Source organism: Streptomyces sp. NPDC101393 (genome assembly GCF_044767385.1).
In the GTDB taxonomy this organism is placed as follows: Bacteria; Actinomycetota; Actinomycetes; order Streptomycetales; family Streptomycetaceae; genus Streptomyces.
The window spans coordinates 781090-794183 of sequence record NZ_JBIWNU010000003.1 but is presented as its reverse complement, the minus strand read 5'-3'; the positions used below and the strand labels follow the sequence as shown (position 1 = coordinate 794183).

At 70.8% G+C, this 13094-nt stretch carries 13 protein-coding genes; 10 read left to right on the top strand and 3 right to left on the bottom strand.

The features are described from left to right. Positions 1–275 precede the first annotated feature (275 nt). Both ACIRQ7_RS13330 and ACIRQ7_RS13325 read right to left on the bottom strand, forming a co-directional pair. The gene (locus ACIRQ7_RS13330) at positions 276–578 is read right to left on the bottom strand and encodes a DUF6126 family protein (protein ID WP_404262252.1); all 303 of its coding nucleotides are present in this window, start codon (positions 576–578) and stop codon (positions 276–278) included. 43 nt (positions 579–621) lie between these two features. Then, positions 622–1296: a helix-turn-helix domain-containing protein gene (locus ACIRQ7_RS13325; protein WP_404262251.1), complete on the bottom strand. Its 675-nt coding sequence runs from the start codon at positions 1294–1296 to the stop codon at positions 622–624. Positions 1297–1519: 223 nt separating this feature from the next. Here ACIRQ7_RS13325 and ACIRQ7_RS13320 point away from each other — a divergent pair, with 223 nt between their 5' ends. From ACIRQ7_RS13320 to ACIRQ7_RS13310, 3 genes are all read left to right on the top strand, one after another. Next, positions 1520–1999, top strand: coding sequence for a ribonuclease domain-containing protein (locus tag ACIRQ7_RS13320; RefSeq protein ID WP_404262250.1), 480 nt, complete (start codon positions 1520–1522; stop codon positions 1997–1999). A 768-nt stretch (positions 2000–2767) separates the two neighbouring features. After that, a complete protein-coding gene (locus ACIRQ7_RS13315; protein ID WP_404262249.1) occupies positions 2768–3436 on the top strand; it encodes a bifunctional 4-hydroxy-2-oxoglutarate aldolase/2-dehydro-3-deoxy-phosphogluconate aldolase in 669 nt (222 codons plus the stop codon). A 499-nt stretch (positions 3437–3935) separates the two neighbouring features. Then, positions 3936–4814: a transporter substrate-binding domain-containing protein gene (locus ACIRQ7_RS13310; RefSeq protein ID WP_404262247.1), complete on the top strand. Its 879-nt coding sequence runs from the start codon at positions 3936–3938 to the stop codon at positions 4812–4814. A 126-nt stretch (positions 4815–4940) separates the two neighbouring features. Here the strand turns inward: ACIRQ7_RS13310 and ACIRQ7_RS13305 are convergent, their stop codons facing one another. After that, the gene (locus tag ACIRQ7_RS13305; protein WP_404262245.1) at positions 4941–5351 is read right to left on the bottom strand and encodes a VOC family protein; all 411 of its coding nucleotides are present in this window, start codon (positions 5349–5351) and stop codon (positions 4941–4943) included. Between the two features lie 325 nt (positions 5352–5676). Here ACIRQ7_RS13305 and ACIRQ7_RS13300 point away from each other — a divergent pair, with 325 nt between their 5' ends. The 7 genes from ACIRQ7_RS13300 (at position 5677) to pcaC (ending at position 13079) form a co-directional block, all read left to right on the top strand. After that, positions 5677–6450, top strand: coding sequence for a GntR family transcriptional regulator (locus ACIRQ7_RS13300; protein ID WP_401467499.1), 774 nt, complete (start codon positions 5677–5679; stop codon positions 6448–6450). Positions 6451–6894: 444 nt separating this feature from the next. Further along, entirely contained in the window at positions 6895–7878 is a 984-nt protein-coding gene (locus tag ACIRQ7_RS13295) for a sugar ABC transporter substrate-binding protein (RefSeq protein ID WP_404262244.1), read from the top strand. Continuing rightward, the gene (locus ACIRQ7_RS13290) at positions 7875–8948 is read left to right on the top strand and encodes an ABC transporter permease (RefSeq protein WP_404262243.1); all 1074 of its coding nucleotides are present in this window, start codon (positions 7875–7877) and stop codon (positions 8946–8948) included. The genes ACIRQ7_RS13295 and ACIRQ7_RS13290 overlap by 4 nt, the downstream gene beginning before the upstream one ends. Next, complete coding sequence (locus ACIRQ7_RS13285) at positions 8945–9790, top strand: ATP-binding cassette domain-containing protein (protein ID WP_403672450.1); 846 nt, start codon at positions 8945–8947, stop codon at positions 9788–9790. Before ACIRQ7_RS13290 ends, ACIRQ7_RS13285 begins: the two co-directional genes overlap by 4 nt. Before the next feature lie 198 nt (positions 9791–9988). Then, positions 9989–11110 carry an ROK family glucokinase gene (locus ACIRQ7_RS13280; protein ID WP_401467489.1) on the top strand — a complete coding sequence of 374 codons (1122 nt, stop codon included), beginning with the start codon at positions 9989–9991 and terminating at the stop codon, positions 11108–11110. After that, positions 11107–11676 carry a hypothetical protein gene (locus ACIRQ7_RS13275; protein WP_404262241.1) on the top strand — a complete coding sequence of 190 codons (570 nt, stop codon included), beginning with the start codon at positions 11107–11109 and terminating at the stop codon, positions 11674–11676. Before ACIRQ7_RS13280 ends, ACIRQ7_RS13275 begins: the two co-directional genes overlap by 4 nt. A gap of 119 nt (positions 11677–11795) precedes the next feature. Then, on the top strand, positions 11796–13079 hold the full coding sequence (pcaC, locus tag ACIRQ7_RS13270) for a 4-carboxymuconolactone decarboxylase (RefSeq protein ID WP_404262239.1): 1284 nt from the start codon (positions 11796–11798) through the stop codon (positions 13077–13079). Positions 13080–13094: the final 15 nt, after the last annotated feature.

The following is a 13094-nucleotide window of genomic DNA, read 5'->3' as shown; positions in this document are numbered from 1 at the left end:
TGCGCATGCGCAGCGCGCGTGTGCGGTGCGCGTGTGCACTGCGATGCGTTGTACCGCGTGCGGTGCCCGGGACGGCGCATCCGGCGCGCAGTGCGCAAGCAGGCTCCACCCTGTGGCGGCGCCGGTGCCATGGACTTTTCCACCGGATGGATGGACGTTGAGGCGACCGGGTGGGGGACCGGTGGGGGCGGGGCCCGGGAAGGGCCCCCGGGGGGAAGGACCCCGGGGGAAGGGCCCCGGGGGAAGGGGAGGGGGCGAGGAGGGGCGGCCGGTCCTCAGCGGGTCTTGGCGATGACCACCAGCAGGCTCATGAACGCCAACAGGACATGCGTCGCGATGACATAGATGAACACCCGCACATACAGCCCGCGGGGTGGCTTGTTCTCGACGTACTTCCGGGCGGGCGTGCGCTCCGGAACGGACCCGGGAGCGGGCCCGGAAGCGGAACCGGAAGCGGACCCGGACCCGGACCGCGAATCGAGCCGGGCATCGCGCGGGGAATCGAGCCGCGAATCGGGCCGCGGTGGCTCCGGTGCGGCGCCAGGGGGAGGGACGGAGGGAGAGTGCTGGTCGGGCACGGCGTACGGTCCTTTCGCTGAGGAGCGGTGCGGCACAGGGGGATCACAGACCGCGGCGCGGGGCGTCCGCGCCCAGACACAGCTCGGCGGCACCGCTCTGCAGCAACGTGTGGACGAACAGCAGCTCCGTCCCGCCGCGCGTGGCGGCGGCGATACGGTGCGGGGTCAGCGAGTCGAAGTGCGCCGCGTCCCCCGGGTCCAGCACATGCACCGCCTCCCCGAGCGTCAGCCGCAGCCGCCCCTTGAGGACGTACAGCCACTCCTCGCCCGGATGCACCCGCACCAGGTCCCCCTGCGCGCGCTGCGGCACATGCAGTCGCAGTGCCTGCATCGCCCGCCCGGCGCCGCCCACGGTCCAGTACGTCCAGCCGCCCGCCTCCGACGGCTCCGTACGCCCGGCCCGCAGGATCGGGTCCCGCTCGGGCGCCGTCTCACCGAGCAGGTCGGATACCGTGGTGCCGTAGGTACGGGCCAGCGCCAGCAGCATCGGCAGCGACGGCTGCCTGCGGTTGGTTTCCAGCCGGGAGAGGTGCGCCGGGGAGAGGCCGACCCGCCGGGCCGCGGTCTCCAGCGTCAGCCCGCTGCGCCGCCGCAGGTCGCGCAGCCGGGGTGCGACGGTGGACAGCTCCTCGGACGGGGCATCGAACGAGGCATCAACAGGTCCGTCGGACAGCAGGTCGGGACGGTCGCCGGGGGGCTCGTCGGGAGGCTCGGTCATGGTCCCGGTATAGCGACCTCTCGCCCCTCGGGCAAAAGATTTGCCTCTCAGGCAAAATCCGGAACGCCCGACCGGGAGGCCCTACCGGCCCGGTGGCCCGGGTTCAGGGGCCGGTGGCGGGCGGATCGCGGTGCGGCCATTGGAGTGCCTCCTGTGAACTCCCGGGAAACTTAGGCTCCTTGGGATTGACAGGGCCATGTCTACGCGCGTCATCCTGGGGGGCATGAGAATCCCCCCACGGATCACCAGGATCGGCGCCGCGGGCGCCCTCGCATCGGCCCTTCTCGTCGGCGGGACCGCGGTCGCGGCCACGCCCGCAGTAGCCACGACACACGCGTCCACCGCGCAGGTCACGACGGCGCACGTCAGGACCGCGCCGGGCACGACGGCTCGCGCCACGGCTCTGCAGGTGAACGCCGTCGGCGACATCTGCTACTCCAAGCTGCCCTCCCAGGCCCACGACACCCTGGACCTGATCAAGAAGGGCGGGCCCTACCCGTACCCGCAGGACGGGACCGTCTTCGACAACCGCGAGGGCGTCCTCCCGTCCCAGAGCTCCGGCTATTACCACGAGTTCACCGTGGTGACGCCGGGCTCGCCCGACCGCGGTGCCCGACGCATTGTGGCCGGCAAGAAGGCGGACGAGGACTACTACACCGCCGACCACTACAAGTCCTTCGACCTCGTCGACCGCAGCTGCTGACGTCCGAGCGAGCCGCTGACTCGGGCACGCGCTGGTGACTCGGGAACCATCCGTTAACTCGGAAAAGAGTCGGTAGCTTCGGCACGGGGCGGCGCTCGCTTCGGTACGAGGCGACTAGTTCGGCACGGCCGACAAGGTCGATGCGCGACGGCAAGGGCGATCCGAGCCGACGCTTCGTTCCGTAGTGGCGGTGCGTTCGGCGGCATGGGCGTCTCCGGCGGCATCGGACGCGCTCGACCCGAGCGACCCGAGTGATCCGCTCGACCCGAGCGACCCGAATGCCGCCGCCCGACCCGAGCGGCAGCACAGGCAGTACCGGCAGCAGTGGCAGGCAAGAGACGCGGCGGCCGGGGTGCACAGGCACCCCGGCCGCCGTTGTGCTGCCCCGAGGCCCGAGGCCCGAGGCACGAGCCCGAGGCCCGAGGCCCGAGGCCCGAGGCCCCGACGTCCCGAGGGCTCGATGCTCAGTGCCCCGCAATGCGCCCAGGGAGGGTGCCGGGCGCGGGGCCAGGGGCGGGTCGGGCAATGGGCCGGGCGCGAGCCGAGCGCCTCCCGCCCCGTCCGCTTTCTCAGCCTCGTGCTACCCCCGCGGGAGCATTGTCAGTGGGTCCCGGTAGCGTTTCGGTAGAAACGAGGAGTGGGCGGGCATCGGCGGCAAAGAGACCAAGTGGTGGACCTCTGTCGCGATGTGCCCGGGAAGTGCCGTATCCCCCGTGGTTCGCGGCGGGGCGGCATGTGGCGTGAAACAAGGAAGGACGGCGAACTGCCGTGTATCGCTGGGAGATCACCCGGGCCGCACTGGCGCAGCGCGTATTCGCCATCGTCCGCAGCAAGACCTATGACGAGGCCAGCGCCACCGCCGACACCCTGCTGTCGGCGGGTGTCACCAGCCTGGAGATATCCCTGACCACCCCGTTCGCGCTGGAGGCGGTCACCACCCTCACCCGTGAGCTGGGCGATGACGCGGTCATCGGCGCGGGCACGGTCCTTGACGCCGTATCGGCCCGGATGGCGGTCGACGCCGGCGCCCGTTTCCTGGTCTCGCCGAGCCTGGACGCCGAGGTGATCCGCACCGGCCACCGCTACGGCATCCCCGTCTTCCCCGGGGTGTCGACGCCGAGCGAGATGGTCCGCGCCCTGGAGCTCGGCGCGGACGCGCTCAAGCTCTTCCCCGCCTCCGGGCACCACCCCTCCTGGCTCAAGGACGTCCGTGCCGCGCTGCCCCAGGCGCCGCTGGTGCCGACGGGCGGGGTGACGGTCGAGAGCGCGCCGGAGTGGATCGCGGCCGGCGCGGTCGCGGTCGGCATGGGCTCGGCCCTCTCGGAGGGCGACCGCGACACCGTCGCGAAGCGCGCCGCCGACCTCCTCGCCCGCCTCGCCGATGCCGCCCCCGGCCGCTTGGTCGCCGGCGGCACGGTGGACCCGTACGACGACTGAGGGGCTGCCCCGGCAGCCGGGGTGGCTCGTTCGGATCAGGCGCGGATGGGGTGCGGATCGGGCGCGGATGAGGTGCGGGTCAGATGCGGATCAGGGCCCGTGAGCCCGGCCTGATCCGGCCGGAAGGCCCTGAGCTAGGGCCGCTCCGGCCGTCCCATCTACCGGTCATGGGCTTCACCTGGGCCGCCGGCTCTGCCACCCTGAGCGCTTCGATCACGTGATCATGCCAGTGGCCGCTGGGCTTGCTGCGTGCCCTGTGTGCTGTGCCTCTGCGCTGTGCCGGTCGAGCGGGGCGCACCGGTCGTGTCGTGGTGGGCGGTGCCGTGCCGTGCCGTGTACGGCGTACCGTTCGCTCCGGCCGAGGCACAAGGCTGCAAATGCCGGGCCGACGTCCTCGGGCCGTCCACCAACGACCGGCGGCGGCTGACCGCGTGGGAGATACCGTCCTTGGACCGCGCCCCCACCGCGTCCAGTCGTTCCGCCGCGTACAGGAGTCACCATGAAGCGTGCCGCCACGCTGTCCGCCCTCACCTGCCTGCTCGCCGTCACCGCCGCCGCCCCTGCGGCCTCGCGCACACCGGCGCCGACTCCGGGGGCCGCACCCGCAGTTGCCGCGGGACCGACGGCGACCACCACCGCGTCTTCCACCGCGAGCGGCACCCGGCATCCGTCCACCCTCCTGGACGCCATTCCGCGCCGAGGTGTGCTCCGCGTCTGCACCACCGGTGACTACCGCCCCTTCAGCCACCTCGACCCGAAGACCGGCACATACAGCGGTGTGGACATCGAGATGGCCCAGGACCTCGCCAAGAGCCTGGACGCCAAGCCCCGTTACGTCGCCACGACCTGGGCCAAGCTTGTCGACGACCTTGCCGGCGGCCGCTGCGACATCGGGATGGGCGGTGTCTCCGTCACCCTCCCGCGCGCTCGCGCCGTCTACTTCAGCGAACCCACCCGCACCGACGGCAAGACGCCCATCGTGCGCTGCACGGACAAGGACAAGTACCAGACGCTGAAGCAGATCGACCGGCCCGGGACGCACGTCATCGTGAACCCCGGCGGCACCAACGAGGAGTTCGCCCGCGCGCACATCAAGCAGGCACCCATCAAGGTCCACCCGGACAACACCACGATCTTCGACGAGATCATCGCGGGCCGCGCGGACGTGATGATGACCGACGCCAGCGAGACCCGCTACCAGGCCAAGATCCACCCCGAACTCTGCTCCGTCCACCCGGACAAGCCCTTCTCCTTCTCCGAGAAGGCCTACGCCCTGCCCCGCGGCGACGACGAGTTCAAGGCGTACGTGGACCAGTGGGTACACCTCTCCACCCACGACGGCACGTACCAGAAGTACGAGGACGCCTGGATGAAGTAGGCGGCAGGCGCGTCCTGGAGGCCGCCTCAGCCGGGACCCCTGTGGGGAGGGCGCTTCCTGCGCAGGAACTGACGCGCCGGCAAGGGGGTGAACTGCCGGAACGGGACCGCTGCGCCCGGACCGGTGTCATCGGCCTCCGGAATCCTGCCCTGCCTCGCTCCTTTCCCCGCTCCCCTCCTCGCCCCGCTCCCCCGCGTGGCTCAGGACGTTGACCACCCGCCCGTTCGGGTCCCTGACGAAGAAGCGGCGTACGCCCCACTCCTCCTCCCGCAGCTCACGCACGATCTGCGCGCCGCCGGCGAGCACGGCCGCGTAGGCCGCATCCACGTCCTCCACCTCGATGCTCATGTCGGGTACGACCGGTGCGGTCGCGTCACGCGTCATGAAGGTGAGCTGTGCGGTGGGGTTGGTCGGCGAGGCGAGTGTCATCACCCAGCCTTGGTGCATGACCTGTTCCAGCCCGAGCAGGCCGTAGAACTCCCGGCTCTCCTCCAGGGCATCGGACTGAATGTCGGGAACGACACGGCGGACGGACATCGACGACTCCGAGTGGTGAGGGGGAGGGGAAAGAAAGGAGAAGGGCCGGTGCCGATGGTGCCTTCAGGAGGCGCCCTGGTGCATCTACCGCCCCGGGACGGGGCGTGTCCACCGTGTCCGCGCTGCCGCTGCCGATGCCGATGCCGATGCCGCTGCCGGGGACCCACGGCAGCTCACCGCAGCCTGGGAGCCACCCGCCGCCCGCCGCCCGCGAGTGCCGCCGGAGCCCCCGTCCCCGGTGATGCGCGGCCGCCCGACCCTCATTGTCCGGACAATGTGACCTCTGGACTTCCCGTCATCTGCGCGGGCGGATACGCTCGCGAGCGTGGGGAAACGCGAATCACACGTCACGGGCGCCGAGAGCCCCGTCCAGTTCAGCGTGGACCGGAGCAGTCCGGTCCCGCTGTACTTCCAGCTGTCCCAGCAGCTGGAAGCCGCGATCGAGAACGGCAAGCTGGCTCCCGGCAGCCTGCTCGGCAACGAGATCGAGCTCGCCGGGCGGCTCGGTCTGTCCCGGCCGACGGTCCGGCAGGCGATCCAGTCGCTGGTCGACAAGGGTCTGCTGGTGCGCCGCCGGGGCATCGGCACCCAGGTGGTGCACAGCCAGGTCAAGCGCCCGCTGGAGCTGAGCAGTCTCTACGACGACCTGGAGGCGGCCGGGCAGAAGCCCGCGACCCGGGTGCTGCTCAACACCACCACCGAGGCAGACGCCGAGATCGCCGCCGCGCTGGGCATCGCCCAGGGGGCCGAGGTCGCGCTCGTCGAACGGCTGCGGCTCACCCACGGCGAACCCGTCGCACATCTGCGTAACCACCTCCCGGTCGGGCTGCTCAAGCTGGAGACGGCCGAGCTGGAGGAGACCGGGCTGTACCGCATGATGCGGTCGGCCGGCATCACCCTGCACAGCGCCCGCCAGGCCGTCGGCGCCCGCGCCGCGACCGTCGAGGAGGGTGAGCGGCTCGACGAGCCCGAAGGCGCTCCGCTGCTCACGATGCAGCGCACCACCTTCGACGACACCGGCCGCGCGGTCGAGTTCGGCTCGCACGTCTACCGCGCGTCGCGCTACGCCTTCGAATTCCAGCTGCTCGTCCGCCCGTGAGCGCCGCTCGCCGGGGCCTGGCGGGGGCCCGGTGGGGATCCGGCGGGGAGGTTTGGTCCGCCCTGTCCGCATGCGTTCCGGCGATGCGGCGCCTCCGGGTCAGAATGTTCTGACAAACCATTGACGTGGCTCGGCGCGCGCCGTTAGAACTCCTCCAGCCGCATTCGGCGGCCGGTGGAGAGAAGGCGGTCCGCGATGATCGGCGTGCGTACGGCACGGGACCCCATGAACCGGTACAGATCACCGGTAACGGATACTTGGGCGGTTGGATCCGGCCCACCGGCACCGCTGCGCGACACCGCGCAGGCACCGCCGGGACGGTCGACGCAGCCGGCACGGCCGACAGGGCCTGCGAGGCCGGCACAGAGACAGCAACAGCCGACACAGCGACATCAGCGGGAAGGGCAAGTCCTCGTGGCAAGGGTTCGGAGTAGGGGACGCCTCGTGAGCGCCGTGCTGGCAGCGGCGCTCGGCGTCGCCCTGGCGGGATGCAGCAGCACCGGTGGCAAACGCGCCGAGGACGAGGCCGCCGCCCAGGCGGCCGGCGGCAAGGCAGCCGTGAACACCCCCAGGTGGACGATCGCGATGGTCACCCACTCGGGAGCCGGTGACAGCTTCTGGGACATCGTGCAGAACGGTGCCAAGCAGGCAGCGGCCAAGGACAACATCAAGTTCGTCTACGCGAACGACAAGGAAGCCTCCCGGCAGGCCCAGCTCGTGCAGTCCTACATCGACGCGAAGGTCGATGGCCTGATCGTGACGCTGGCCAAGCCCGACGCCATGAAGGACGTCATCAGCAAGGCCGAGAAGGCCGGTATCCCGGTGATCACGGTCAACTCCGGCACCGAGGAGTCCAAGGCGTTCGGCGCGCTCAGCCACATCGGCCAGGACGAGAAGGTGGCCGGCGAGGCCGTCGGCGAGGAGCTCAACAAGCGCGGGAAGAAGAGGGCCCTCTGCGTCCTGCACGAACAGGGCAACGTCGGGCACGAACAGCGCTGCGACGGCGCGAAGAAGACCTTCAAGGGCGATCTGCAGAAGCTGTACGTCGAGGGCACCAACATGCCCGATGTGCAGTCCTCGATCGAGTCCAAGCTCCAGGCGGACGGCGGCATCGACTCCGTCATCACGCTCGGCGCGCCCTTCGCCGCCACCGCCGTCAAGGCCAAGCAGCAGGCCGGCAGCAAGGCCGAGATCGACACCTTCGACCTGAACGCCCAGGTCGCCGCCGGGCTCAAGGACGACTCCCTCGGCTTCGCTGTCGACCAGCAGCCCTATCTCCAGGGCTACGAGGCCGTCGACCTGCTGTGGCTCTACAAGTACAACTCCGACGTCCTCGGCGGCGGCAAGCCGGTGCTCACCGGCCCTCAGGTGATCACCAAGAAGGACGCCGCGGCGCTGCAGGAGTACACGAAGCGGGGCACCCGATGAGCGGCACCGACGCGCCACCGGTGACGCCCGCCGGCCCGCCCGCCAAGAGCGGCGGTGACGACCGGCTGCTGCACCGCTCGCTCGCCCGCCGCCTGATGGGCCGCCCCGAGCTGGGCTCCGTCGTCGGCGCCATCGCCGTCTTCCTCTTCTTCTCGGTCGCCGCCGAACCCTTCCTGCGGGCCACCAGCCTGTCCACGGTGCTCTACGCGTCGTCGACGATCGGCATCATGGCGGTGCCGGTGGCACTGCTGATGATCGGCGGCGAGTTCGACCTGTCGGCCGGTGTCATGGTCGTCAGCTCGGCGCTGATCTCGTCGATGTTCAGCTACCAGATGACGGCCAACACCTGGGTGGGCGTCGGGGTGTCCTTGCTGGTCACCCTCGCCATCGGCGTCTTCAACGGCTTCCTGCTGACCCGTACGAAGCTCCCGAGCTTCATCATCACGCTCGGCACGTTCTTCATGCTGACCGGCCTCAACCTCGGCTTCACCAAGCTGATCAGCGGCACCGTCTCCACGAAGACCATCGCCGACATGGAGGGTTTCGACTCGGCCCGGGTGCTGTTCGCCTCGCACCTCACCCTCGGCAACGTCGACATACAGATCACGATCCTGTGGTGGATCCTGCTCGTCGCGGTCGCCACCTGGATCCTGCTGCGCACCCGCGTCGGCAACTGGATCTTCGCGGTGGGCGGCAACGCGGACGCCGCGCGGGCGGTCGGTGTCCCGGTCACCAAGACGAAGATCGGCCTCTACATGGGCGTCGCCTTCGCCGCCTGGATCTCCGGCCAGCACCTGCTCTTCTCGTACGACGCGATCCAGTCCGGCGACGGCGTCGGCAACGAGTTCCTCTACATCATCGCGGCGGCGGTCGGCGGCTGCCTGATGACCGGCGGCTTCGGCTCGGCGATCGGTGCCGCCGTCGGTGCCTTCATCTTCGGCATGACCAGCAAGGGCATCGTCTACGCGCAGTGGAATCCGGACTGGTACAAGTTCTTCCTCGGCGCGATGCTGCTGCTCGCCACACTCCTGAACGCATGGGTCCGCAAGCGCGCGGAGGAGAAAGCATGACCGCCTCGATCGTCAAGAGCGCGGCGCCCGACCACAACGCCCTGGTCGAGCTCAGCGACATCAGCAAGTTCTACGGCAACATCAAGGCGCTGGAAGGCGTCTCGCTGGAGGTGCACGCCGGCGAGATCTCCTGCGTGCTGGGCGACAACGGTGCGGGCAAGTCCACCCTCATCAAGATCATCGCAGGGCTGCACCAGCACGACGCGGGCTCCTTCACCATCGACGGCGAGGAGACCCGGCTCGCCTCGCCCCGCGACGCCCTGGACCGCGGTATCGCCACCGTCTACCAGGACCTGGCCGTCGTCCCCCTGATGCCGGTGTGGCGGAACTTCTTCCTCGGCTCCGAGCCGACCACCGGAGTGGGCCCCTTCCGGCGCCTCGACGTGCGCACCATGCGCGAGACCACCCGCAGCGAGCTGCTGCGGATGGGCATCGACCTGCGCGACGTCGACCAGCCCATCGGCACCCTTTCGGGCGGCGAACGGCAGTGCGTCGCCATCGCCCGCGCCGTCTACTTCGGCGCCAAGGTCCTCGTCCTGGACGAGCCGACGGCGGCGCTCGGCGTCAAACAGTCCGGCGTCGTCCTCAAGTACGTCGCGGCCGCCCGGGACGCCGGCCTCGGCGTGGTCTTGATCACCCACAATCCGCACCACGCGTACCTGGTCGGCGACCGCTTCGTGCTCCTCAAGCGCGGCGCGATGGCCGGCAGCCACGCCAAGTCGGAGATCACGCTGGATGAGCTGACCCGCCAGATGGCGGGCGGCAGCGAGCTGGAACAGCTCAGTCACGAGCTGGCCCGTTCGGCGACCCCGGAGTTCCCCGGCGGCCACCGGACGGACTGATCCCGGCCGGTCCCGGCGCCCGTCCGCAGGGCGCACCGCTCCTCGTCGCGGTGCGCCGGACGGTGCCGGTGATGCACAATCGCACCGAACCATGCACGCCGAGGCCCCCGGCCTCCCGACACCCGCAGGGACGAGACGACTCTTGCGAGCACGCAGCCGCCGAGGCCGGATGGGCCCCATTGGCGAAGAGGTGGGTCGATGAGCACGTACCGGGAACGGGTGCACCGGGGATCCGCCAGAGCCACCGTGCTGCGCACGGTCGGCACCCGCGAGCGGCGCTCCCACCTGACCGCGCCCCGGGTGCCCACCGTCGGCATCGACATCGGCGGCACCAAGGTCATGGCGGGCGTCGTCGACGCCGACGGGAACATCCTGGAGAAGGTCCGCACCGAGACGCCGGACAAGTCCAAGAGCCCCAAGGTCGTCGAGGACACCATCACCGAACTGGTGCTGGACCTCTCGGACCGGCACGACGTGCACGCCGTCGGCATCGGCGCGGCCGGCTGGGTCGACGCCGACCGCAGCAAGGTGCTCTTCGCCCCCCACCTGAACTGGCGCAACGAACCCCTCCGTGACCGCCTCGCCGGCCGTCTCGCGGTGCCGGTCATGGTCGACAACGACGCCAACACCGCCGCCTGGGCGGAATGGCGGTTCGGCGCCGGCAGCGGCGAGGACCACCTCGTCATGATCACGCTCGGTACGGGGATCGGCGGCGCCATCCTGGAGGACGGCGCGGTCAAGCGCGGCAAGTACGGCGTCGCGGGCGAATTCGGCCATATGCAGGTCGTCCCCGGCGGCCACCGCTGCCCGTGCGGCAACCGCGGCTGCTGGGAGCAGTACAGCTCCGGCAACGCCCTGGTGCGCGAGGCCCGCGAACTGGCCGCCGCCGACTCCCCGGTCGCGTACAACATCATCGACCGGGTCGGCGGCCGCATCGGCGACATCACCGGCCCCCTCATCACCGAACTGGCCCGGGAGGGCGACGCCATGTGCGTCGAACTCCTCCAGGACATCGGCCAGTGGCTCGGCGTCGGCATCGCCAACCTCGCCGCCGCCCTCGACCCGTCCTGCTTCGTCATCGGCGGCGGCGTCAGCGCCGCCGACGACCTGCTGATCGGCCCGGCCAGGGACGCCTTCCGGCGCAACCTCACCGGCCGCGGCTACCGCCCCGAGGCCCGGATCGCCAAGGCCCAGCTCGGCCCCGAGGCCGGCATGGTCGGCGCGGCCGACCTCGCCCGCCTGGTGGCCCGCCGCTTCCGCCGCGCCAACCGCCGCCGCGTGGAGCGCTACGAACGCTACGAACGGTCCGGCCGCCGATGACCGAACCGGACCCGCACATGACCGACGACCACCAGCCCGTCGTACAGCCCCGCGTCAAGCGCCGCCGCCCCTGGCTGAGCGCGCTGATCATCTTCCTGCTGATCGCGATCCCGGCCGGCTACATCGTCATCTCCGCCGAACAGAGCCGTGAGGGCGGCGCGAGCAAGGAGCAGGAGGCCGCCGCCACCGGCCTGACCAACTCCTTCCCCTCCAAGGTCCAGCAACGGGTCTACAACGTCCCGGTCCCCAAGGGCTCCACCCCGGTCTACTACTACGAGACCAACTCCTGGCAGACCAGCTCCCTCTTCGTCCAGTTCCGGACCAACGGCGAGGGTCTGGACCGCTACCTCGCGGCCGTCGGCACCAGCACCGCCGCCCTCAAGAAGGGCCGGACCACCATCTCGCCCGAGCAGGCCGCGAAGGTCGGCTGGGACTTCACCGTCGATGCGCCCTGGGCCGGCACCACCCACACCACCAAGCCGCCGGGCCCCTCCCAGCGCATCATGGTCAGCTACGACGAACCGGGGCATCCGGTGGTTCATGTGGTGTCGACCGTCAAGTTCTGAGCCGTCCGGCTTCTCGGACGGGCCGGCACCTCTCGTCCTTCGCATCGTTCCGGTCTCGTTCCCGTCATCTTCCTGACCCGGGTGTCAGGACTGCGCGCGCGTGTCGGTAGCGTGGCCGGGTGAGCGAGAAGACCCTGCAACACCGGATCGACGGCCCCGACGACGCCCCCGTACTCGTACTGGGCGCCTCGCTCGGTACCACCTGGCACATGTGGGACCGGCAGATCCCCGAGCTGACGCGTCACTGGCGCGTCATCCGTTTCGACCTGCCCGGTCACGGCGGCTCTCCGGCGCACCCGGCACCCTCCGTCGCGGAGCTGGCCGACCGGCTGGTCGCCACCCTCGACGGGCTGGGTGTGGAGCGCTTCGGTTACGCCGGATGTTCCATCGGCGGGGCCATCGGCACGCAGCTGGCGCTCACCCGCCCGCACCGGGTCACCTCCCTGGCGCTGGTGTCCTCCTCGCCCCGCTACGGCACCGCCGACGCCTGGCGGCAGCGCGGTGTGGTGATCCGTACGAACGGGCTCGACCCGATCGCCAGGACCGCGCCCGAGCACTGGTTCACGTCCGGTTTCGCCGGCGCTCAGCCCGCCATAGTCGAGTGGGCCGTGCAGATGGTGCGCACCACCGACCCCGGCTGCTACATCGCCGCCTGCGAGGCGCTCGCCTCCTACGACGTACGGTCCTCCCTCGGCCGGGTCGGCGTGCCCACGCTCGTCGTCGTCGGTTCCGAGGACCAGGTCACCCCGACCACGGACGCCCGCACCCTGGTCGCCGGGATACCGGACGCGAGCCTCGCGCTGGTGCCGGGCACCTCGCACCTGGCGCCCGTCGAGCAGCCCGCGGCCGTCACCGAGCTCCTCATCCGGCACTTCACCACCGCCTGGCACGACAAGCCGTCCGCCGCCGGGCAGAACGCGATCGGCGCCGCCGCTCCCAAGCCGCAGATCGCGCCCCCGCCGCCCCCGCAGATGGCGCCCGCCGCCATAGAGTCCGGTCTCGCCCAGCCGGCGCAGGAGCGTGGTGGCACGTATGAGGCGGGCATCAAGGTCCGTCGCGAGGTGCTCGGCGACGCCCATGTCGACCGGGCCGAGGCCGCGGCCGACGACTTCACCGGTGACTTCCAGGACTTCATCACCCGCTACGCCTGGGGCGAGACCTGGACCCGTCCCGGTCTGGACCGCCGCACCCGCAGCATCATCACGCTCACCGCGCTGGTCGCCCAGAACCACCACGACGAGCTGGCGATACACACCCGCGCCGCGCTGCGCAACGGCCTCACCCCGACGGAGATCAAGGAAATCCTGCTGCACACCGCGGTGTACTGCGGTGTTCCGGCGGCGAACTCCGCCTTCGCGGTCGCCCAGCGGGTGATAAGGGAAGAGACGACGCCAGAGGGCTGAGGCCCGGCCCCGGCC

Excerpts from the sequence above, each read along its gene's own strand:
- ACIRQ7_RS13325 (WP_404262251.1), bottom strand. The coding sequence starts at position 1,296 with ATGACCGAGCCTCCCGACGAGCCCCCCGGCGACCGTCCCGACCTGCTG.
- ACIRQ7_RS13310 (WP_404262247.1), top strand. The coding sequence starts at position 3,936 with ATGAAGCGTGCCGCCACGCTGTCCGCCCTCACCTGCCTGCTCGCCGTC.
- ACIRQ7_RS13285 (WP_403672450.1), top strand. The coding sequence starts at position 8,945 with ATGACCGCCTCGATCGTCAAGAGCGCGGCGCCCGACCACAACGCCCTG.
- ACIRQ7_RS13290 (WP_404262243.1), top strand. The coding sequence starts at position 7,875 with ATGAGCGGCACCGACGCGCCACCGGTGACGCCCGCCGGCCCGCCCGCC.
- ACIRQ7_RS13280 (WP_401467489.1), top strand. The coding sequence starts at position 9,989 with ATGAGCACGTACCGGGAACGGGTGCACCGGGGATCCGCCAGAGCCACC.
- ACIRQ7_RS13320 (WP_404262250.1), top strand. The coding sequence starts at position 1,520 with ATGAGAATCCCCCCACGGATCACCAGGATCGGCGCCGCGGGCGCCCTC.
- ACIRQ7_RS13305 (WP_404262245.1), bottom strand. The coding sequence starts at position 5,351 with ATGTCCGTCCGCCGTGTCGTTCCCGACATTCAGTCCGATGCCCTGGAG.
- ACIRQ7_RS13275 (WP_404262241.1), top strand. The coding sequence starts at position 11,107 with ATGACCGAACCGGACCCGCACATGACCGACGACCACCAGCCCGTCGTA.